Genomic DNA, 21,760 nt, shown 5'->3' with positions numbered 1-21,760 from the left:
CCATAAAATACCTTCACCTTCACTACGTGGCGCATTTCGAAAGAGTAATTCTGGCCGGCGCCCCGACCGCTGTGGCGCCATCGGGGACATCGCACAACACAACCGCCATTGCCCCGATCTTGCAACCATTGCCGATGCGGATACCGCCGAGAACTTGCGCGTAGGCGCCCAGTTCGACGTTATCTCCGAGCACCGGAACCGGACCGCCTTCCCGGCGATTGCCGATAGTTACACCCTGTCTTAGCGTGCAGTTCGATCCGATTACCGTTTCGGGATGAATGAAAATTCCACCAAAATGCCATATACGCAAGCCTGGTCCAATCCGTACCGACTTGGGCAGACTCACGCCGACGGTCGTCTCGACCACACGAAACAGCAGCCAATACCCGGTCGTCAACAGGCGCTTGACCAGGCCCTCGGGGCGTTGGTCTAAACGCCGACCGAAACGGTAAGTCCACACCGCCCAAATTGATTGTTCCTGCAAGAAGGGGCGAGATACGCCGTACCGCTGCAGGTCGGCAGACCAGTCTGGATCACGCGCCATTGGCATCACCTCCCATGTTTTTGTCCGATTTCGATTTCGCGTCAGCCGCCACCACCGCGCATGCCGAACCTGCGATAAACCAAAAATACCAATTGAAAGCCAGATACGCGGCCATATTGTCTGAGAAGGAAACCATCAAATATTGAATTACCAGCAATATCAGAACGAAGCCGCCCAGCTTATTGATCGGCAGCATCTTCCTGAGCAACCATAACAAGCGCCCGAACAGCCACACATACGCGAGCAAACCGAGCGCACCCAATTCAAAAATCCACTGGACGTAAATATTGTGGGCATTGAAATTGGTTTTCCCTGCAAGTGGAAAAAACGTTGGGGAATAGCGTTGAAATGAATCCAGACCGTATCCAAGCAGGTAATTCTCCGGGCGCATCCAATTAAAGGCGGACTCCCAGAGATACACGCGCCAGGCGAACGAGTTCAATTTTGCATACTGGACGACTTCATTGCCGGCACCCAGATCAAGCAAACGATCGCGCACGCTCGGGATCAGCAAGGCAAGCAAAGGAAGCAAAATCAGATACAGCAGATATCGCCGCTCAAAAAACAAGCCGTATGCGGCGAACAACGAAAAGCATGCGATCCAGGCGCTTCGGGTTTGCGTCAACATCAGGAACGCAAGCATCAGAAATGTATACGCGGTTAATATCACCCGGTCCCGGTTTGACAACGTATAAGTTGCGCTCTTGAGCACGTAAAAACCCAAGGAGACAACCAGCGTCAAATAGAATGCAAAGATATTCGGATGCGAGAATGTGCTCATCAGCCGTGCTCCATGTGGCCCGGTAATGCCGCCGTGCAGCGCCATATCAGCCAGGGCATACAGTGCCGGCAACACCGAAGACCACAAAACGACCCGTACGCAGCGCTTGAAATCGTCCGGCGACCGGACCACATAAAAGGCACTGACAAAAATCGCAAAATAGGAGATCAGTGCAAGCAGGACACGGATCGCAGCGCCTTTTTCCGGGGAGATCACGACACCGACGACTGCCAGAATGAGAAACGGAGCCCACATCGAGAGCATTTTTTTCGGCACGAAGCTTGGCTTCTCGACTACCAGCAGCAATGCAATCAAAACCACAAAAACATTGATCAAGCCACCCACGCCGATTTGCATTGCGCCCAAAGAAAACCGCGTTGATTCAAAGATTAAGTCACCGGAAGACCTGAACAAAAGTATCAGCATCAGCAGCATTACCCGGCTGTACAACAACAGCAGGCCCAAAAGGAGCACCGCAGGCAACGCCATCGAACGCGCAATATTGTCATCCATCGCGCCCACATACGCCGGCAGCGACAGTCCCACCAGAATGGCAATCAGGACAAGCGCAGCCACAGAGAACTGCCTGGACGATAAAAAGAAGCGTTTTTCCATAAGAATACGACCTTCAGGCACGACGCAATGCATGCATCTTCATCATCAAGAACCTTCTTGATACACGCAGCATCAGGTGAGCAGAATCTTTCACTTCAACAAGCGAGAGTCCGCAACGCAAGCGCTTGAAGCCGCTTGCAATCGCGTCGGGAACACTGCCCGCGTCGGCAAATACCCGCATGAAAAAGCCAAACGCGCGACGCCGGTACGGCAGCGCCAATGCCGAATAATCGTGCGCATATTTCTTCAGAATGCGTCGGTGCCCCTGAATCACGGAGCGTGGATTAGTTGAAATCCGAACCTTGTCGGAGGCGCTTAGCAAATAGCAGACTGCGTATTCGCGCAAGCAATGCACCGATGCGCGCCGGGTCAGGCGGATGAACAAGTCCCAATCCTGGCAACTGCGAAATGATTCATCCAGTGCCCCGACCTCGATGAGCAAGGACTTGCGCACGACAATATTGGAAAAAGTACCCATGAAGTTCTTTACCAGCATCTCTTCGAAGCACTCGCCCTCGATTTCGGGGTTGATGCGCAAGGTTTCAGTGCCGTCGTCATCGACGCAAGAAAGCCAGGTGTAGCTCAGGCCGCATGTCGGGCCAAGCCGCCGCAAGGACGCAATTTGCTTTTCCAGCTTGTCCGGCTGCCAGTAATCGTCGCTATCGAGGAAGGCGACGAACTCGCCTTGCGCGATCCGGATGCCGGTATTGCGTGCGACTGCCCCGCCTTGGTTGGAGTCATGCGCGATGTAGTGGATGCGGGAGTCGGAAATGCGCAAAACCTGGGCCCGCGTATCGTCGCTCGATGCATCGTCAACGACAATAATTTCGAAGTCTGTGAAGGTCTGCTTCAGTGCGCTTCGGATGCATTGCGCGATGCAATACCCTCGGTTATACGAGGGAATGATGATGCTAACGACGGGCATGGCTGGCGTGGTAGACGTGGTAAGCATGCGCAATCCTTCTCCAGTGATTCCAGTAATTTCGGTAATATTGCCGGCGATGCTCATGGCAACAATCCGGAGGGCTTGAGTTTCAAAATGGGCTGTTTTTTAAAGCCGTGCAACATCCAGGAGCTGATTGTGTTTGATTCTGCCGGACGCACACCATGGCGCACAGCGTAGGAGCAAAAGCGTGCAGCCATCGTTGCCTTTGCTCTGTTGGAAATCACCTTGCGAAAAGCCAATTCGCGCTCCAACTCAACGCTGGCCGGCACAATCTGCACCAGGACCTGGCGCAGCGCTGCATATTCTGCAGAAAAATCGGTCTGTCCCTCGATCTCGAACAAGCGCTCGCCATGGTTGCAAAACGGTGCCGGATCAAGCTGCGTCACACCATGCACAATGGAGATGGATTCGGCAAGATAGCGGGAGATATTCAGCGCCACCTGCATTTGCGCCAGGTGTTTGGTGGCCCCGACGTTGGCGCCATGCCATCGGTACTGGATCAGGCCGCGGTCGATATTCATGCACGGTGCGACCAGTGCCAATTGTCCGAACAAGAAGTAATCTTCCGCCAGCCCCGGAACCTGCAGCCTGCGCTCGGCCGGCACCGCGCCGATGAAATCCTCGCCATAGCGAACACCCGGCCCCCCTGCCCTACCTAATCGACGCATCCCATCGAGCCGCATCGCGGCCGCTGGATGGCAGATCGGCGTGCGAAACAATGCACCTGCGGCCACTCCATGGCGTCCGGTGGGCATATCGATTTTTCCTATGATCTTGCCGCGCGCATCGATGACGTCGCCCAGCGAACCCACCACCACCAATGCACTATCGGCTTCAAATGTGCGTGCCAGCACTTCCATGCGCTCCGGCAGCGAGACATCGTCGGCATCCTGGCGCAACACATATGCGCAATCGCACAGATCCAGGCCGCAGTTGAGTAAACCGGACAGCCCTTGCGCCTCAGGGAAACGGCGAACGATGACTCGTGCATCGCGTTCGGCATAAGCCTGTGCCAGTTCGAGACTGCCATCGGTGGAGCCGTGATCCAGAACGATCAGACGCCAATCCTTGAAAGTCTGATGCACGATACTGTCGATCGCCTCGGCAAGAAAAGCGATGCCGTTTTTTACCGGCAGCAATACGTCAAAAGTGGCCATCTACCCCTCTACTTTCTTCTGAAAACCTAAAAATGAGCGCAGGCTGATGAGTTGCGGGCGCAGCAGCAACAGACTTGCCACGCCATACGTCGCAGCGCCCATGACGACCATGATCAGAAATGCCAGCAAGGCGTTAGGGACGGAAGCCGAGACGGTTTCTGCCATCGCAATCACCACAAAAGCCATGAAAACCGACGCTGCAACGGCTGGCGCGATACAGCGCATCAGCGCGCCCAAAGTGATGCCTATCATGCGTCCGCTGAAATACAGGGCGGGGATTGCATTGAGGATGTTGGCCGCCAGATATGCGGCCGCCACACCTTCGATACCCCAGCGGGCACCGACCACAAAAGCGCTGACCTGCAACACCGCTCCCAGCAGACCCAGCCGCAGCATCAGACCGGTACTGCCGCGTGACATCAGCACCGTGCCGGTAGTGCTGACTAGCGATTGGATGAAACCGACCGGCGCCAGCCAGGCAAGAATCACCGCCGATGCGTGCCATTTCTCGCCCAGCAACAGGTTTACAAAGGGCTCTCTCAGGGCGAACAAACCTGCCATCAGCGGCGCCGTCAGGAAGGCGATGAAGCCGACCGCCTTCAGGTACAAACGCGCCACATCGGCGACATCATCCTGCTTGCGGCTCATGATCGGGTACAGCACGCGCGACACGACAAAGGTCATGTTTTGCAGCGGGAACAGCATCACCCGATATGCCATCGAATAGACTCCCAACACGGCGGTGCCGAGAATTCTGCCGATGACCATGCTGTCGGAGTTGCGGGAAAAATACAGCACGACATTGAATAGTGACAAATTGCCGCTGAAGCGGGCGATCGATTTGAACGCCTGCGCGCTCCAATGCATGCCAGGGCGAAATGTCGAACGCAGCACGATGATGGTGGTCGACACCAGAGTCGCGGCAATGATCTGAAATACCAGGCTCAGCACACCGGCCCCGCGCCAGGCCAACAACAGCGCGACCGCCAAGCCGGCCAGTGCAGCGACAATCTCCGCGCTGGCCACGATCGAGAACTTCGACTCACGTTCCAGCAAAGCCTGGTGCAACACGCTCAAGCCGGTCATCGGAAACACAAACGCCAGCAGGTACAGCACGTTGGCCAGCCCAGCCTCATGAAAAACATGTGCCATCACCGGCGCGGTGGCAGCAATCAGAACCCCGATCAGCAGCCCAAGACCGACATTGGTCCAGTGCACCGTGCTTGCCATCACCGGCGAAACATCTTTGGCCTGAATCACGGCGGCAGCCGTTCCCATATCCCGGAAAAGATAGGCGAGATTGGTCACGATAGCGGCCAATGCCATCAGACCATACGCTTCGGGCGCCAGCAATCGCGCCAGCACGGTCATGCTGACCAATTGCGACACTACCCTGGCCGCTTGCGACAGCGCGACCCATCGTGCATTTGAAATTGTGGACAACGTTTATCCTTATTTTTTCTGTGTGACTGTTGCTGTGCAGGTTCATCATGGTGAAAACGATGTCCACGAAAGGCACGTAAAAAGGTGGCAATGGAGTGCTTCGGAACCGCTGCCCAGGTTGCCAGGCAAGGGCTCGATGCCTATTTTGTACTTACTGGCGTATATTTTGTTACCGCAATGAATATATGCGGAAAATGCCATGAAAATTGCTATACCCCTTGTTTTTTCGAAACTCGTCGGGCTTTGAATCCTGTTCGTGTCTTTCGTGGACAATGCGCTGCATCAACTGTGGAATTTCTTATTTGCACAGCTTGCGTTTAACGTAAGAAATCCTTGCATGAAAAGCCGGAGGAACCCACATTTCGTAAAGCTGTCTGGGAGCGGGAAAGCGGCCTAACTTGATAAGCAGGATAAATAGTTTTTTATATTCCGGAGGTAAATTGATCGCTTTGCATAGCGCAAAATATCCACGCAAAATATTGTAAAAACGTCTGACCAAATCACCCAAAATTGGCGCAACCTGCACCCGGTTTATTTTGCAATAGGACGCAATCGATTCCAGCGTGCGCAGATAGCCAATCGCATTGCGTTTCGATTTCGGCAGCGTCATCGTCGATTCCAGACGGATGCGACGTTTGAAGAAAACTTTGCTAAGACAGTGCGACACACCGGCAGAACAACTCAGCCGCATGATGATCTCTTCGTCTTCATGCACAATATTCATGAACGACAGCTTGTTGTCATCCCATAAAACTTTTTTGGATAGATACAGGCAGGGACTAGCGAAATAGACATCCCAACGCAGCATGAAACCTGTCGCTTCAATGCCGGATGGATACTCCATGTCAATTTTTCTGTCATACGACGGCATGTAGTCCGATCTGCATCCGTCATCCAGAAATGACTCGCCTGAAAAATAAATGATGTCGATCTCGGGCTTCCGGCGCACTAATGCATGCATCGATTCGACAAAATCCGCATTGAGTAAATCATCGGAATCAAAAAAATACAGATAATCGCCGCTGGCCTGAGACAAGGAAAAATTTCTGGCACACCCTTGCCCATTATTCTCGGTGTGGAAAATTTTTACCCCGGCGATATCCTGGTATTGGTCGATCAACGCTCCGGTGCCGTCGGTACTCCCGTCATTGACAATAATAATTTCATGAAATTTTTCGGTTTGATTCAGTAAAGAATCGATCGCCGCGGCAATATAATTTTCTACGTTGTATGCCGGTACGATTGCAGTAATCTTAGTTTTATTTTGCATTTTTTAATCCATCGGCCGCCGCAAGCGGCTTTTTATTCGCTTGCAATCCAAGGAAAAAACGTGCCATAAGCGGCGATTTTTTCAGTAACTCATGGACCAGATAGCACACCACCAGGGCCGCCACGATGCGCGGCAGAGCCTGTTCTATGCCGAGCTTTTTCCCCATCATCAGCTGCACAAACTGGTGCAGGAACATGATCGTCATCGAGGCGCCGCCAATCGCCGCAAGGCCGCGCCCAACAATGTTTGACTGCAGGCGCCGGGCGATCACTGCCAGCACCGCTACACACGCCAGTGCGCTGACGAACGTGACAACAGGGAATCCGTAGTCAACGGCTTTCATGTCGAAATTATTGTGGTAACCGAGCACGATGAGCGCCACCGCAGTCAGCGCCATGGCTACAAACGCCGCAAACACCGGCATGAATTTAGTAACCTCGTTGACAACATCGCTGGCAATGCCGCTGGCAAGATTGCGGGAGCGCGCCCAATAGCCAATGAAATAAAACGGAGCGGCGACGAGTACGACATTGGCATTCCAGGGCAACCACCACGGACGCAACAGCGAGGCATTCAGGTAGGCGCATACCAGCATCACACTGCAAATCAGCGCGCAGCGCTGCATCGAGTATCTGCGCAACAGGAAGTGCATCAACTGCTGCGTCAGGAAATAGCATGTCACGAACCAGAACACCGCAGCAAAGCCAGTCAAAAGCTGTCCGCCAACCAACATCGGCTTGATCAATTCAGTGAGCATCCAGGCGCCGGTCCAGGGCTGATCGGGAAACGCAACAAGCAATTCCAGCGGCCACAGAATCAGCAAGAAGCTCAGGTACGGCAGCAGCAAGCTGCGCGCCTTCGCCTTCAAATATTTACGCTGCGGAATATCCGCGTTATGCAGCCAGCCGCCGATCAAAAAAAACAAGGGCATGTGGAACATGAAAATCGTCTTGAACAGCACTTGGTTATACGTGGTGTGTCCCACCACCACCAAGATGATGCCCATGCCCTTCAATACGTCTATCCAGATCTGTCTTTTCATAAACAGAGAGCCCTGGCGATGGCGTTGCCCCACCTGCAGGCAAGAGCCGGCAGCGGCGCAATCAAGCACGATTTTGGACTGCTGTAGTTATCAAAACTTGTGCGATCAAGACTCATGCGATCAAAACGCATTCAGCACCGTACCAACTACGACGACGCTGGCTTGTTTCATCGTGTCAACCAAATTACGGACTGCACGAATGCGGCTGATGTCTTTGCGCGCGACAACCAGCGCTGCACCGGCACGGGCAGCGACGCATTGGGCATCCGCGAACACATCCGTAGCAGGAGTATCAATCAGGATGACATCGTACCTGCGCGCCAACTCATGCAGCAATTGCTGGAACAGCGATCGTGCCAGCAATTCCTGCGGATTGGGCGGTATGACACCGGCCGGCAGCACGGAAAGATCGATCAGCGAGGGAATGCGCACAATTGCGTCGATGTTGCTGCGACCGGAAAGAATGGCGGACAGGCCAGTCCGGTTTGGCAGGCCGAACAGTGCGTGCTGGCGCGGGTTGCGCATGTCGGCGTCGATCAAAAGGGTACGCTCACCGAGCTGTGAGAACGCCACGGCCAAATTCGCAGCGAGAAAGCTACGACCTTCGTTGCGTTCCGGGCTGGTGATCGCGAGCGCAGTGTGCTCTTTAGCGCTATCGAACCAACGCAGCATGAGCTGGCTGCGCAACGCCCGCAGCGCTTCAACCTGTGTGCTAAAGGGATCGTAAGCTGCGATCAGCTCATGGCTGACCTGACTTTCGCCTTTCAATAGATAGGGGAAATCGAACTGGCGCGACAATCCCAGTTCGATGTCGGCCTGCGTCAATAAACCCAGACCGATCGCAGTTTCGCCGAAGCGCTGGCCACGCTCGCGCTGAAGGTGCAGAATTTTTTCAGCGTTATCGGCGCTGAGACGTCCGGCATCGACCAGGATCGCACCTATTGAACGATGCGGGTGGCTGGTATCTTCTTTACCGGCGAACTCTGACTCGGTGCTGGTTTTCACTGGTATGTTGGTATCTATCATTTTTTTCCAAGGTAGTTGCTTCTGCCTATTGTTGTTCTCTGCGACTGCCCTCTGCAACTAACCGGCAACCGACGATCCGGTAGATGGGTCGCGCCGCGTGATCGCCGCCTTGTTGGATTGTTGGCGCGCCACTGCGTTGGATTTCTTTATTACGCCAAGTACCGGAAGCCCGATCGATCCGGCCAAATCCGCAGCTGAACGCACGCGCCTGTCGAACAGTTCAAGAATTACCGCACCACCGATGCCAAGTAGCGTACCGACAACGAGTGCCAGCAGGGTATTGAGCATAAGATTCGGACCGAACGGCATAAGAGGCACGAGCGCAGGAGTAAGCACAGCGATATCGGATTGGTTCGACCGTCCTTCAAGATTGGTCAGCGTCAAACGCTGCGAGATGGTCTCGTAGGCGCGTTGCGCACTGTCCACGTCCTTGCTGAGGACGGACAATTCATCGCGCGTACGATTAAGCTTCAGTACCTTGCTTTTTTGTGCACCCAATGCTGCACGTATCTCGGCTTCACGCTGTCGCATGATGGACGCATTGCTGCTGACCGTATTCGAGGCGGCGCCGATTTGTGCGTTCAGATCTGCGCGCAGCTTGTCCACTTCGGCTTTGGCACCCTGATATTGCGGATGGTTCTCGCCCAGTTTTTGCTTGATATCGGAGAACTTCGATTCGGCATTTCCCAATCCCATCTTGAGGCTCTGTATCATCGGATTGTTCGCGATATCGGGTGAGTCGGCCGCTTTACTACCCTGGACCTGGCTCTGACGCGACCCCGCTTCCATCGACAGTCCTTGCGCGGCCACCAACTGACTGGAGAGTTCGTTAAGGCGGACGGATTCGACATCGAGGCTTTTGTCAGAGTTGACAATGCCATTTTCCTGCTGATATTTGGAAAGCTTGTTTTGCGCGAGTTCAAAATTGTCGCGTAACAACTTGATCTGATCGTTGAAATACACTGCGGTTTTTTTCGATGGATCGACTTTCAGTTTGACGCTCACTTGTTGATAGGCATTACCGAAAGCATTGGCAACGTTGGCTGCCATCTGCGCAGAAAAGCTCGTGAAAGTGATGTTGAGTACGCTGCTCTCACGCGACGGTTCAACCTCAAGCTTGCCCAGCAGCCCCGCAGCCACCCAGTCACGGAGGTTACCTTCGCCACCGGTAGATTTCATGAAGCTCTGCTTCACATCCTCGCCTTCGGCCAGTTTGAGTGCATCGACCACCATCGATGCGACGCTCAGGCTCTTGACAATATCGACCTGCGTCGACATATAACCGGGCAATAATCGTGACGGCATAGCGACGCCGGTCACGGGATCGCTGCCCTTGTAATTGAGCACCAGCGATGTCGTTGCCTTGTAGGTCTTGTGCTTGATCACGGTCACGCTAAATGCCGCTGCCACAGTCACGATGAGCGTGAGGAGGATGAGCTTATAATGCGCGCGCAGGATCAGCAAAAATTGGGATAAATTCATTGGACGGTCCTTAGTTCATGATGGCAATTTCGACTCTGCATAAGCGTGTCTGCACAAATCAAAACCAGCTTTCTTTAACGTAAATTACGTCATCATTCTGAATTAAATCTTCGCTGCCGGCTTTAAACTCGTGCACGTTGCCGTCCGCATCGCGTCGTTTGATGCGCATGCCGCGCTCGGTGCCACGCGCAGTCAGCCCGCCGCCGACCGACAGTACCTGCTGCACCGTCATGTTGCGCTCCAGGCGATAAGAACCGGGCTTCTGGACCTCGCCGTAGACATAGAATCTGGGTGCTTTCTCGACGTACACAACATCGTCGGTAATCAAGTCCAGATCCTTTTTCATATTGCCAGAGCGCATCATGTCGGTCAGGTCAATCACTTCTTTTTTGCTCTGGCCGTTGCGCTTGCGAATCAAGATTACCTTGTCGCCGCCATCCGGCACCACACCCCCGGCAAGCGCCAGAATATCGATTACGCTATGCTTTCCATTGATCGGATAGCGTCCTGGTTTGGTAACCTGACCCAGGACCGAAACCATTTGGCTCTGCGACGAGGTGACTAGAATATTCACCTGTGGCTCGCGAACAAAGCCGCCGCTCATTAGCAAGCCTGCGATCTCCTTTTCGGCCGCCGAGGTGGCAAGTCCACCAACCTTGACTTCGCCCACCAGGGGAAAAGTGATGCTGCCGGTTTGGCTCACTCTGGTCTCAAGTGACAGATCAGGATTTCCATACACGGAAATTTTCAATACATCGCTCGGGCCAAGCTGAACATCTTCGGCGCTGGCGCCGGCGCTCCAGGCGTTGAGCACCAATACCAATACGGCCATCATAATTTTTGTCATTTTTTGTTCATCCTATTCTTAGTCGATTCTTAATCGATATTTAACCCATATTCAGCTGATAGCCGCAAAACCAGGCAGACCGCCCTACTTGAGTCCTGTCATGCCGTTTTGTATTTGTATCGTCGTAGGCGAACCGGCTGTCTTGGCTGCTGGCGAGGTCGCTGAAGCTAGTTGCTTTTTGTTGAGATATTCGATTTTGGCCGATGCGCGCAAGCGTCCAAGTTCCATATCACCGATCTCCTTGCGTTTTTTGTTGCGCAGATAGAGTTCAATTTGAGGAGCGGCCACTGCCGCCGTAACAGGACTGGGTTTTACATCATAAATAGAGTCAAGCATGCTGTATTCACCTGCCTTAATGACGAACAATTGATCCCTGCGCATTGTTCGCAGCTTCGTTATCATTTCCGGCGCAAGATCCGCAGTGCTACGCGTCAATTGGGTGCGTTTATATTGCACGTGATTCTTATCGAGCCAGGTCGCGACTTGCTCGATCGATTTGGCAGAATCAAGTCTTGTTTTGAGTTGCGCGCTAAAGTCCTTGGTGGCAACCACCAATTCATTCATGTAGAACAACTTGCGTTGGGTAAATAACTCGGGGTGCGCCTGAAAGTACGCATCAACTTCGGCCCTGGAAGGTTTGCCTATGGTGGCGAACTTGCTTTGCAGATAAGCTTGGGCCAGGATTTGTGTCTTGGCGTGATCAATCGCCTGGATCACTTGAGGATCACGGTCGAGATCATTGTGCAGTGCCTCCTTCTGCAGCAACTGGCGGTCGATCAACATCTCCAGCAATTGCTTATTGACTGCCTCTTTAGTAGCTGTTGGGCGGCCTTCGGCAGGTGCCAAATCATCGACGGGTTGCAGCATGGCGATTTCGACGTCGTTGACCTTAACTAATGGTAATGAGCGCTCAACTTTAGCTTCCGAGCTCGCTTGCCGGTCGCAGGCAGACAGACTCACAATCGCAACCAACGCGAGGGCGCCGAGCAATGCCTGCCTTTTTAAGGTCGGATAGTTAGTTATCCCAGTCTGAATGCATGGGCTAACTTTTTGGAAAATCAAAATTTAGATCCTTCAAGATTGTTTTTTTCTGGACCAACCCAGCGATAAAAGGCAAGGGAAGAGCACTGATCGCTCCAGCAACATGTCGTCAATGCGCTAATAGACACGGCACTCAATTTAACTTTCGATAACCAAACGGACGTTGCCGACGACGTCCCAGATAAATCACGCAGCCAACGGCAAGCAACAGAACGGCCCAACTTTTCAGCGCTGGCGGCGACGCAACCAGCGGGCCGTAGCGCAGTTCAGCGCTGCGGGGACCGGCATCGAAAACTGACCCGATATAAGATGAAGATACCCCTTTAGCGTAAGACGAGAATGACCCTTCACTTACTTGGTGATCGGTCAAGGAAGACATATTTCCCACTTGCTTCAAGATGCCTGAGAAAATGCCAAATGCCAAAGGTGAAACGGGCGCCGACTGCAGATCGCGCATGCCATTGCCTGCATTATTTTCGACCGGCTTACTGTTGTCTCTGATTCCGAAAAAAGTGTTATTCAAAGCAAGGAGCGAATAAAAATTTACTTCTACTCTCTGGGATTCAGGCAACTTAATAATCGGTACGCTAGCACTGGCCCAACTGGAAACGCTAAAGATCAGCGCACCCAACAACAATCGCTGTTTTCTCATTGCAACCCCTTTTAGTTTGTTTCAAAACGCCGGCAAATTCCACGCCGGACGCGTCGGACTTTTTCGCATTGGATACGCAGCAGTTTATGAAAAGTGGCTCAAATTAATAGGCATTATCTCGACCTAACACCACCTTCACGGTGCGCAAGATGATCCATAGATCGAGCGATATTGACCAGTTGCGCAGATAATCCAAATCATATTTAATGCGTGCCGCCATCTTGTCCAAAGTATCAGTTTCGCCTCGAAGTCCGTTCACTTGCGCCCACCCGGTAATTCCGGGTTTGACCTTGTGGCGCAGCATGTAGCCCTTAATCAATCCGCGGTACTGCTCGTTATGCGCTACCGCATGCGGCCGCGGACCGACGATACTCATCCGCCCCTGCAATACATTGATGAACTGCGGCAATTCGTCGAGAGAACTGCGGCGCAGAAAAGCGCCGAGCCTAGTTACCCGTTGATCGTTTTTTTGGGCCTGGGTCACCTTCGCACCATCCTCGCACACAGCCATAGAGCGGAACTTATAGACGATAATTTCTTCACCGTTCAAGCCGTAGCGCCGTTGCTTAAAGATAACCGGGCCGGGCGATGTCAACTTGACAGCCAACGCGATCGATAACATGACGGGCGCTAACAATAGTTGGATAAGCGTGGCAAACACGATGTCACTCAAGCGCTTGACCAAGCTATTAATGCCGGTAAATGGGGTTTCGCAGATCGCGACCACCGGCACGCCACCTACCTCATCAAAGCGCGCCTGCATCAGATCGAAGATGTAAATATCAGGCAGAAAGTAAATTGAAGCGGTAGTGTCTTGCAACTCTTCGAGCAATTGGCGTATGCGTGGCTGCGCCGATATCGGCTGACTGATAAAAATCACATTAATATTGTGCTCGCGGACATAGCCAGCGATATCCACCATGCGACCGAGCAGTGGAATATCGAGTTCCGCCGGAAGACGAGTTTTGGCCCGGTCATCAAAAAAGCCGCGCACATCCATGAACATGTGAGGATATTCGGTAATGCGATCAGCAAGTTTCATACCGACCTCGTTGGCGCCGACGATCACCACAGAACGTACTTGCCCGCCCCCGCGCAGGTTGGAAGCTATTTTGCGCAATGCCAGATGACCCGCCAGCAGTACGAAAGGCGTAATGATGAACCAGGACAAGATGACACGATCGGAATATTTATAAGAAAATCCGGTGGCATAGCCGATAAAAACCAGAACCGCAACGAAGATTGTCCAACCGAAAAAAATATCACCTGCGAATGCCAGCAGCCTGCCGCGCCGCCAGTTGCGGTATGAATCGATCTGCTCGTGAACGTACGACGAAATGAAAAAAGCAATAATCGCCAGCACCAGGTAATTGCCGGAAAACTGTTCGTTTTGTGCCAGGGTCAATAAGTACAGTGTGCTTAATATAACGAGAGGATCAAGCACGCGCTTGAAAAACGATAGCACTGGAAGGTCGCTGACGGTCATGATCTACCTCGTCCCTTTTCACCATCAATCGTGAGTGCGAAGGCGAAGCGCAGACAGTACCCAAGTACAGTAGGTACGACTGGCGAAGCCGACAAAGTACACGATTGATTTAGAAATGGAATCAACTCAGAATTCATAACGTGAACTGAGCATCATGCCGGTGTTCGGAGTATGGCCGCCAATATTGGAGTCCCTGTTTTTACGATAGAGCAAGGCTGCCAGCTGCAGGTGGTCGGTAGTACGGTAAGTAAGCTTGACCGATGCGGTGCGAAAAATATCCTTGCGCCCCGCTTCAGCTCCGCTAAAGTCGCTGGTCTCATGCTTGAGTTGGCCATTGAACCGAAGCTTGTTCGTCACGTCCCATGTGGACCCGACGCTAAGTCCTTGATTGAGCGTATAGCTGGCAGTCAGATTTTCGGGCGAGACGATCTCGCCTTGATCGAGCGAGCCGATCTCGCGCCAGCCGCTTAGCGTCACCCCAACCTTGCCGGTCGGCTTCCAGTTCGCGATCAAGCGCGCATTCAGGCCATTGTAATCACGCACCGACGAAGAGTCGTGCTTACGTTGTACATATCCGCCCAGAAACTGCAGCTGTGTTTTTCCTGTAAGCAGCCAGTCGATCTTGGCCTTGATCTCGTTCTGATCATAACTATTGTCCACGCTCTGCTGATTCGGGAAATCGCCGCGCGCGTGGCGCAACTGCATGCCGACCGTGCTGCCGCTGGCTGCCAAATAGTCCAAGCCGAGTTCAGTCATATTCTCGTTGCGGTCAGCGGCCGAATCAACATCGTAACTAAGTTTGTCGCGCGCCAATCCGCCGCGCAAGCGCCAGCTCGGATGGAGTAACCACGAGCCATCGAAAAACTCCCGGCGCTGCGTGCGCAGGTTGGGCTCCGTGCCCTGCCCTTCCACATAGGAAGAAAGGCCCTGTACATAGCTTGCACCTAAATTGCCTTCAACACGATCGCCCACATGCCAGTTCCAATTACCAAGGAGATCCTTGGGGTCATTATTGAGCGTACCGTGTTCGTCATAAGTTACATGCGCGACATTGAGCTTGGCAGATAACACTTGCTGACTGATGCGTTTGTTGACGGCCAGGCCAGCCTCGGCACGGCGGGAAGTGTCGGACAGCTTTAGGTTGCCCGGATTAGCTGCATCCGAGATGCCCGACACGTTTTCGTCGTAGGCCAACGAATAGCCTACGTAAGGATGAAATACATCTTCTTCAGCGGCAAACGCCGGCAAGCAAGTCACTACCCCCAGGCCCAGAAACAAATGCAACATCGACTGGCAACGCAAAAGTGGTAACGGCTGGCGCGGGGACGCAGGCATCTTGATTTTCATTTGTACAGGACTCCTTTTTTTAAAAAACATAGGCTCTTCTATTTATTTCAATGCAGTAAATTATTGCTCTCCTGGCGTCTCTTGCTATGCCATTGAAAAGTACGACTCTTGCTCGCCGCCAGTCCATAGAGATCGCTCAGGTTTTGGAAAAAGGGTGCGCCATTCTCGATGCGTGCTTGCGCAAGCCCGGAATTAGTGCATATTTCTGCGGAGAATGACTAACGAAAATCAGACTCTGTTTTGATGACTAATTTGATGCCGCTCAATGTTGGTTTAAGCTATCCACGCATACTGCTGTTGCGGCGTGGGCACCGAAATTGGTAACCGATAAATATTGATGTTAATCTGGAATTGATGCTGGATCTGTGCGATGCCACACATAAGCACACATAAGAATTCCTGCTTCCAACCCAATTCATTTGTAGTGCCGTTCAGCTTGAGTCAAGCAGGCGATAACCAAGCGCTCAGATAATTAACCCTGTGTTAGCCCTGTGCGTAGTCAATTAAATCTCTAACAAAATTCTTAATCCTCCGTAATGATTTTTACGCATTTGCCATACTGAATAATTGCCTATAGGCTAAATGTGCACGGCAGTAAGAGGTATTGGGATTCAATTAGTTCAAAACTGATACATCTTGATACGTTTATTGCCTCAGTTAATTTAATTTCTGCGTGGAAAATTTTAATAAATTTACATTGGCTTAGGCGCAAACCCATCGTATAGAAATTGTTGGCAGACGCCATCACACGAAATTGACTGGCGCAATTTAGGCGGTGCACTCCAGCATTGACGGAATAGCTAGCCGCGATGCGCGCAAAACTCGTCCTCGGCACAAACCCATGAACGGCGCAAATAGTGTCTTGCCTACATTCATGGCTCACCTCCCACTCACCTCACAATGTATCAATCTCGGGAAGTTACGCAAAAATTAAAGGCAGTTATCCGGACACTAATGCTGACGCATGCATTATCAAACCCGAACGGCTCTACTACCGATACTCCTGAATATGCACCGCATCTTCGCGCAATACGACGGTGGTGCGATTTGCCTCCTCGTATATCTCCCCTGAGTAAAGCACTCGAGGGCAGCCTCTAACCTTCTCCGCAAGCGAACGAGGGAATGCAACCGTCCTCACCTAGCGGGCTGATAATAACAATCTACTTCGTTTATATCTTTGTAATAAATCCCGTTTGAGAAAGCTGGTCCAACCGCCCTTCCAGCCTTGCCTTATCCTGCATTAAAAGCTGATTTTCAAGCTGTAATGCCTCGGCGCTATTTTCCAGCGTCAGCACCCTGGCCTGCAACTGCGGTGTCTGATGATGCAAAACGGCCAGTTCGGAGCGGGCTTCGGTCATGGTTTGCGACACTGTCTTCAACTGCACGCGCAGTTCAGAGCAAACAACCGACTGCGTGGCAATTTCTTGATTAAGTTGCTGACGCTCTGCCAAGACTGCTTGATGCGTTTGCTGCAAGACAGTGAGGTCGTTTTCCAGCCGATTATTCTGCGCACAGAATTGTTCCAGCTGCGTTTCGCGTTGTGCCAGCGTTTTCTGCAGCTCTGCCAGATTTCGCCGTAACCCGCCCAAATCCTGTTCCAGCTGATTGCAGCGCTGCTGCGCTTCCTGTCGCTCGGTGGCGCGCTGCGTTGCGACGGCTTCCTGATAATGTTCAAACTGGGTGCGCGACTGTCCCAGTTGTCGGTTTACATTCTCGATCTCGGTTTGACGGTCAGTCAGGCGCTGCATCAACCCCACGCTCTGCGCTTCCGCTGTGGCGCATGCCAGTTGCAGTGCGTGATCCGAGGTCTCCAGTTGTTCGCGCCGGGCTTTTTCCAGAGTCAAATCGCGCTCCAGCGCATCGCGTTTGCCAGCCAGATCGGCTGTTGCTGCGCTCGCATCTTCGAGTTGTTGCCGGCATTCGGCAACAACGGTTGCGGCGGCAGCTTGCGCGGCCTGTACTTGCAGATCTGCCTCTTGCTGCAAATGCGCATGCAACCCTTTGACCACGTCCAGCAATTCTGCCGGAAGACCTGCCTGATGCGCCTGCGCCTGTTCCCGGTGCGCGCTTTTCCAGCGCTTGAGCATCGGCGCCAGGGTGCTTTTGCTACCGGTGCCACCCAATGCGGCGCGTACTGCATCGACCGTGGGGTTTTTGCCGTCAGCAGCCAATAACGATGCAGCCTGCTCCACTTCGGCATAGGTAATTCCGACACGTGCCATAAAATTTCTCCAAGAATATTTAGTACCGTATTACGTAATACGTAATATTACTTTAAAAAGTTTATTTAAAAATATTAAAATTTCTATTTTTAAGGCACGATAAAGTTTATTATCGTGTGTTAAAGAATAAAAACCGCCTGAAAATGCGTAATGACCGGTACAGGCTTTCAAATCAACGAAAAATCATGACTGCTAAAATTTCTCAATCCATGCAAGCCGTGCCAAACCTGATGCAAGCTGGCGCTGTTACGCGTAACGACAGTACGGCGCTTACCGAGTTGGAGGTGCAGGAACGGCATCGGCAATTTATCGCGGCAGCCACGTCCGACAACACCCGCCTTGCCTATCGTTCTGCGATTCGGCATTTTTATGCGTGGGGTGGCGTATTGCCGTGCGAAACGGCGGTAATAACGCGCTATTTGCTGAATTACGCCGAGTCGTTAAGTCCGCGCACGCTAGCCTTGCGCCTGACTGCGCTCTCGCAATGGCATCGTTTTCAGAATTTTGCCGATCCGACCGATCAGCCGGAAGTACGCAAGATGCTGCGTGGCATCGGGCGCACCCTTGGCAAGCCGAAAAAGAAAGCCAAGGCTTTGCCGCTGGAAGATCTGGAACGGATGATCGTGGCGCTATCTGAAAAAACCAGTCTGGCCGCGCTAAGAAATAGTGCGTTGCTGCAGCTTGCCTTCTTTGGCGCTTTTCGGCGTAGCGAAATAGTCAACCTGCAGTTGCAAGACATCAAATGGGAACCGGAGGGTTTGGTAATTACGCTGATGCGCTCGAAGACCGATCAGGAAGGCCAAGGCATCACACGCGCCATTCCGTATGGCGCACCGGATGGGATTTGCTGCCCGGCCACTGCGCTCAAACGCTGGCTGCAAGCGGCTGGACTGGTGACGGGGCCGGTATTTCGGTGCATTACGCGCTGGGACCGTATTGGTGCCGGCGCGCTGTATGCCGGCAGCGTCAACACTATTCTGGCGGCCTGCGCTACAGCAATACAACTGTCCTATGCGCCCGAGCTCAGCAGCCATAGTTTCAGGCGCGGGCTGGCCACTAGCGCGCACCGGGCCGGCGCTAATTTCCTGGATATCAAGCGTCAGGGCGGCTGGCGGCATGACGGCACGGTACAAGGCTATATTGAGGAAGCGGACCAGTTCACCCACAATGCCGCAGGCAATCTGCTTAAGTCCAGAACAGGCAAGCTCTGAGATCGCGCCCGCGTCAAAAACGGTTTGCTTGAAATAGATTTTCTGTCTTTGTGCCGGCGCAATACTGGCGATCCCCTGTTGAAGATACTGATACCAGAGTAGGCAGCCCCGTCTGCCAGGCCGCGGCGGCGGCACACCTGCGCATTGTGCTGCGCCCGCCACTTGTTACAGGTGAACCATGGATAATCAGCACGATAAAAAACACGCCGATGCAGCATCCGGCGAAGCTCCAGTGCAGTCTTCCGAGGCCGCAGTAGCACCGCAACAAACAGAGCAGAATCCGCCGCTGGCATTGCCGCCTGACGCCATTATCGTCGTGCCGGTACGCAATATGGTGCTGTTTCCCGGTCTGATCGTGCCGATTACCATCGGCCGTGAACGCTCTATTGCTGCGGCCCGCGAGGCTGCCCGCAGCGGGGGAAAACTGGGCATCATTCTGCAGCGCGATCCTGATGTCGTCTACCCTGAACCGAGTGACTTGTATCAGGTCGGCACTACCGCTAGCATCGTGCGTTATGTCACTTTGCAGGATGACTCGCATCACATTGTGTGCCAGGGCGAACAACGGTTTCGGGTGCTGGAGTTTCTGGCCGGATACCCGTTTCATGTGGCGCGCATCGTACCGTTTCATGAGACTGAGGATGACGCCGAGGCGGAAATTCAGAGTGCCGAAATCGAGGCCCGCATGTTGCAGCTCAAGGCGCGTACTGGCGAAATTCTGCAATTGCTGCCGCAAGCGCCGGCCGAACTGGCTTCGATGGCGCTCAATATCAGATCGCCAGGAATGCTGGCGGATTTTATTGCCGGCCTGATGGATTTACCCTATGAGGAAAAGCAGAATGTGCTGGAAACCTTCGATCTGCAAGCCCGGTTAGACAAGGTGCTGCAGTTGCTGGTGCGGCGTATCGACGTGTTACGCATCAGCCATGATATCGACGAGCAAACTCAGAAGCGGCTGGAAGAGCGACAGCGGGAAGCACTATTGCGCGAGCAATTGAAAACGATCCAGAGACAGTTGGGCGAAAGCGACAATGGCGCGGCAGAGACCGCCGATCTGCTGGAGGCCATCGCCCGGGCGAAGATGCCGGAAGAGGTCGATATCCATGCCAGAAAGGAGTTGCGGCGACTGGAACGCATGTCCGAAGCGGCGGGCGAATCTTCGATGCTGCGCAGTTATCTGGAATGGCTGACCGAACTGCCATGGTCGGTTGCCAGCGACGATCGTATCGATATTGCCGAAGCACGCAAGATCCTGGACGATGAGCACTACGGACTGCAAAAAATCAAGCGCCGTATCCTGGAGCATCTGGCGGTGCGCAAACTCAATCCGCAAGGCAAGAGCCCGATTCTGTGCTTCGTCGGCCCGCCTGGCGTGGGCAAGACCTCCTTGGGGCAAAGCATCGCCCGCGCGACCGGCCGCAAGTTTGTGCGCATCAGTCTGGGCGGCGTACACGATGAAGCCGAGATCCGCGGACATCGGCGCACGTATATCGGCGCCCTACCCGGCAATATCATCCAGGCGATCCGCAAGGCCGGCGCCAATAACTGCGTGATGATGCTCGATGAAGTCGACAAGCTCGGAACCGGTGTGCATGGCGATCCGTCGTCTGCTTTGCTGGAAGTGCTGGACCCGGAACAGAACAGTACGTTTCGCGATAATTATCTTGCAGTTGCATTTGATCTGTCCCGGGTGATGTTCATCTGCACCGCCAACCTGCTCGATACCGTTCCCGGCCCGCTACGCGACCGCATGGAAGTGATTCATTTGCCCGGCTATACCGAGCAGGAAAAGGCACAGATTGCACAGCGCTATCTGATACAGCGCCAGCTGGAAGCCAATGGCCTCCAGCCGCAGCAGTGCGAAATCACCGCTGCAGCGATCGACGCCATCATCAGCGATTACACGCGCGAAGCCGGAGTGCGCAATCTGGAGCGCGAAATCGGCAACACCTTTCGTCATGTCGCGATGCGCATTGCCGAAGGCACGGCCGACCACGTACGCATTGATGCAGCCGATTTACACGCCATTCTCGGCCCCGCCAAATTCGAGAGCGAACTGGCCATGCGCACCAGCATCCCAGGCGTTGCGACCGGGCTGGCCTGGACTCCGGTGGGTGGCGACATCCTGTTCATCGAAGCCAGCCGCGCCCCTGGGCACGGCAAACTGATACTGACCGGACAGCTCGGCGAAGTGATGAAAGAAAGTGCGCAAGCTGCGCTGACGCTGCTCAAATCACGCTCTGCCGAATTGCAGGTCGACCCCGATCTGTTCGACAAAAGCGACATCCACATACATGTACCAGCCGGCGCAATCCCCAAAGACGGGCCCAGTGCCGGCGTAGCCATGTTCATCGCGCTGGCGTCATTGGCCACCAACCGGGCGGTGCAAAGCGACCATGCAATGACCGGGGAAATCAGCCTGCGCGGTCTGGTGCTGCCGGTCGGCGGCGTCAAGGAAAAAGTGCTGGCCGCGCTGCGCGCAGGGATCAAAACCGTACTGCTGCCGCTGCGCAACAAGAAGGATCTGGAAGAAATTTCGCAAGATGCGCAGGCGCGGCTGACATTCGTCTGGCTGGAAACCGTCGATGATGCAATGCGTGCAGCGTTGACCTTATAGATTCAGACATGTAGAGATGTAAGGATGTGAA

18 protein-coding genes are annotated in these 21,760 nt (G+C 53.5%); 2 read left to right on the top strand and 16 right to left on the bottom strand.

The window, feature by feature from the left end; genetic code table 11:
• Positions 1–22: 22 nt before the first annotated feature.
• The 16 genes from KGFNPO_RS08360 to KGFNPO_RS08285 all read right to left on the bottom strand — a co-directional run bounded on the left by KGFNPO_RS08360 (position 23) and on the right by KGFNPO_RS08285 (position 17,901).
• On the bottom strand, positions 23–544 hold the full coding sequence (locus tag KGFNPO_RS08360) for a serine O-acetyltransferase (RefSeq protein WP_472634286.1): 522 nt from the start codon (positions 542–544) through the stop codon (positions 23–25).
• Positions 534–1,940, bottom strand: coding sequence for an O-antigen ligase family protein (locus tag KGFNPO_RS08355; protein ID WP_472634285.1), 1,407 nt, complete (start codon positions 1,938–1,940; stop codon positions 534–536). Before KGFNPO_RS08355 ends, KGFNPO_RS08360 begins: the two co-directional genes overlap by 11 nt.
• A 13-nt stretch (positions 1,941–1,953) precedes the next feature.
• On the bottom strand, positions 1,954–2,892 hold the full coding sequence (locus tag KGFNPO_RS08350) for a glycosyltransferase family 2 protein (protein ID WP_472634284.1): 939 nt from the start codon (positions 2,890–2,892) through the stop codon (positions 1,954–1,956).
• A gap of 53 nt (positions 2,893–2,945) precedes the next feature.
• A complete protein-coding gene (locus KGFNPO_RS08345) occupies positions 2,946–4,043 on the bottom strand; it encodes a glycosyltransferase family 2 protein (RefSeq protein WP_472634283.1) in 1,098 nt (365 codons plus the stop codon).
• Positions 4,044–5,486 (bottom strand): lipopolysaccharide biosynthesis protein, encoded by a 1,443-nt coding sequence (locus KGFNPO_RS08340; protein WP_472634282.1) that lies wholly within the window; start codon positions 5,484–5,486, stop codon positions 4,044–4,046.
• Between the two features lie 298 nt (positions 5,487–5,784).
• Positions 5,785–6,756: a glycosyltransferase family A protein gene (locus KGFNPO_RS08335; RefSeq protein WP_472634281.1), complete on the bottom strand. Its 972-nt coding sequence runs from the start codon at positions 6,754–6,756 to the stop codon at positions 5,785–5,787.
• Positions 6,746–7,798 (bottom strand): acyltransferase family protein, encoded by a 1,053-nt coding sequence (locus KGFNPO_RS08330; RefSeq protein WP_472634280.1) that lies wholly within the window; start codon positions 7,796–7,798, stop codon positions 6,746–6,748. The genes KGFNPO_RS08335 and KGFNPO_RS08330 overlap by 11 nt, the downstream gene beginning before the upstream one ends.
• Before the next feature lie 120 nt (positions 7,799–7,918).
• A complete protein-coding gene (gene epsG / locus KGFNPO_RS08325) occupies positions 7,919–8,824 on the bottom strand; it encodes a chain length determinant protein tyrosine kinase EpsG (protein WP_472634279.1) in 906 nt (301 codons plus the stop codon).
• A gap of 57 nt (positions 8,825–8,881) precedes the next feature.
• Entirely contained in the window at positions 8,882–10,306 is a 1,425-nt protein-coding gene (epsF, locus tag KGFNPO_RS08320) for a chain length determinant protein EpsF (protein WP_472634278.1), read from the bottom strand.
• 58 nt (positions 10,307–10,364) lie between these two features.
• Positions 10,365–11,153 carry a polysaccharide export protein EpsE gene (epsE, locus tag KGFNPO_RS08315; protein ID WP_472634277.1) on the bottom strand — a complete coding sequence of 263 codons (789 nt, stop codon included), beginning with the start codon at positions 11,151–11,153 and terminating at the stop codon, positions 10,365–10,367.
• Between the two features lie 84 nt (positions 11,154–11,237).
• Complete coding sequence (locus tag KGFNPO_RS08310) at positions 11,238–12,215, bottom strand: EpsD family peptidyl-prolyl cis-trans isomerase (RefSeq protein WP_472634276.1); 978 nt, start codon at positions 12,213–12,215, stop codon at positions 11,238–11,240.
• 112 nt (positions 12,216–12,327) lie between these two features.
• Entirely contained in the window at positions 12,328–12,846 is a 519-nt protein-coding gene (locus KGFNPO_RS08305) for a hypothetical protein (protein WP_472634275.1), read from the bottom strand.
• 103 nt (positions 12,847–12,949) lie between these two features.
• Entirely contained in the window at positions 12,950–14,332 is a 1,383-nt protein-coding gene (locus KGFNPO_RS08300; protein ID WP_472634274.1) for an undecaprenyl-phosphate glucose phosphotransferase, read from the bottom strand.
• A gap of 126 nt (positions 14,333–14,458) precedes the next feature.
• Positions 14,459–15,667 carry an XrtB/PEP-CTERM-associated polysaccharide biosynthesis outer membrane protein EpsL gene (gene epsL / locus KGFNPO_RS08295; protein ID WP_472634273.1) on the bottom strand — a complete coding sequence of 403 codons (1,209 nt, stop codon included), beginning with the start codon at positions 15,665–15,667 and terminating at the stop codon, positions 14,459–14,461.
• Positions 15,668–16,250: 583 nt separating this feature from the next.
• A complete protein-coding gene (locus KGFNPO_RS08290) occupies positions 16,251–16,514 on the bottom strand; it encodes a hypothetical protein (protein WP_472634423.1) in 264 nt (87 codons plus the stop codon).
• Positions 16,515–16,848: 334 nt separating this feature from the next.
• The gene (locus KGFNPO_RS08285; RefSeq protein ID WP_472634272.1) at positions 16,849–17,901 is read right to left on the bottom strand and encodes a DNA-binding protein; all 1,053 of its coding nucleotides are present in this window, start codon (positions 17,899–17,901) and stop codon (positions 16,849–16,851) included.
• A 185-nt stretch (positions 17,902–18,086) separates the two neighbouring features.
• Between KGFNPO_RS08285 and KGFNPO_RS08280 the strand changes: the two genes are divergently transcribed.
• The gene (locus KGFNPO_RS08280) at positions 18,087–19,112 is read left to right on the top strand and encodes a site-specific integrase (RefSeq protein WP_472634271.1); all 1,026 of its coding nucleotides are present in this window, start codon (positions 18,087–18,089) and stop codon (positions 19,110–19,112) included.
• A gap of 178 nt (positions 19,113–19,290) precedes the next feature.
• Positions 19,291–21,729 (top strand): endopeptidase La, encoded by a 2,439-nt coding sequence (gene lon, locus KGFNPO_RS08275; protein ID WP_472634270.1) that lies wholly within the window; start codon positions 19,291–19,293, stop codon positions 21,727–21,729.
• The last annotated feature ends 31 nt before the right edge of the window (positions 21,730–21,760 follow it).

The sequence above is a fragment of the Gelidimonas diazotrophica genome, from assembly GCF_055694025.1.
The sequence above is the reverse complement of the archived record's forward strand: the minus strand, read 5'-3'. Positions and strand labels throughout refer to the sequence as shown.

Coding starts and splice junctions, on each gene's coding strand:
- KGFNPO_RS08360 (WP_472634286.1), bottom strand. CDS start 544: ATGGCGCGTGATCCAGACTGGTCTGCCGACCTGCAGCGGTACGGCGTA.
- KGFNPO_RS08355 (WP_472634285.1), bottom strand. CDS start 1,940: ATGGAAAAACGCTTCTTTTTATCGTCCAGGCAGTTCTCTGTGGCTGCG.
- KGFNPO_RS08350 (WP_472634284.1), bottom strand. CDS start 2,892: ATGCTTACCACGTCTACCACGCCAGCCATGCCCGTCGTTAGCATCATC.
- KGFNPO_RS08345 (WP_472634283.1), bottom strand. CDS start 4,043: ATGGCCACTTTTGACGTATTGCTGCCGGTAAAAAACGGCATCGCTTTT.
- KGFNPO_RS08335 (WP_472634281.1), bottom strand. CDS start 6,756: ATGCAAAATAAAACTAAGATTACTGCAATCGTACCGGCATACAACGTA.
- KGFNPO_RS08330 (WP_472634280.1), bottom strand. CDS start 7,798: ATGAAAAGACAGATCTGGATAGACGTATTGAAGGGCATGGGCATCATC.
- epsG (WP_472634279.1), bottom strand. CDS start 8,824: ATGATAGATACCAACATACCAGTGAAAACCAGCACCGAGTCAGAGTTC.
- epsF (WP_472634278.1), bottom strand. CDS start 10,306: ATGAATTTATCCCAATTTTTGCTGATCCTGCGCGCGCATTATAAGCTC.
- epsE (WP_472634277.1), bottom strand. CDS start 11,153: ATGACAAAAATTATGATGGCCGTATTGGTATTGGTGCTCAACGCCTGG.
- KGFNPO_RS08305 (WP_472634275.1), bottom strand. CDS start 12,846: ATGAGAAAACAGCGATTGTTGTTGGGTGCGCTGATCTTTAGCGTTTCC.
- KGFNPO_RS08300 (WP_472634274.1), bottom strand. CDS start 14,332: ATGACCGTCAGCGACCTTCCAGTGCTATCGTTTTTCAAGCGCGTGCTT.
- epsL (WP_472634273.1), bottom strand. CDS start 15,667: ATGCCTGCGTCCCCGCGCCAGCCGTTACCACTTTTGCGTTGCCAGTCG.
- KGFNPO_RS08285 (WP_472634272.1), bottom strand. CDS start 17,901: ATGGCACGTGTCGGAATTACCTATGCCGAAGTGGAGCAGGCTGCATCG.
- KGFNPO_RS08280 (WP_472634271.1), top strand. CDS start 18,087: ATGACTGCTAAAATTTCTCAATCCATGCAAGCCGTGCCAAACCTGATG.
- lon (WP_472634270.1), top strand. CDS start 19,291: ATGGATAATCAGCACGATAAAAAACACGCCGATGCAGCATCCGGCGAA.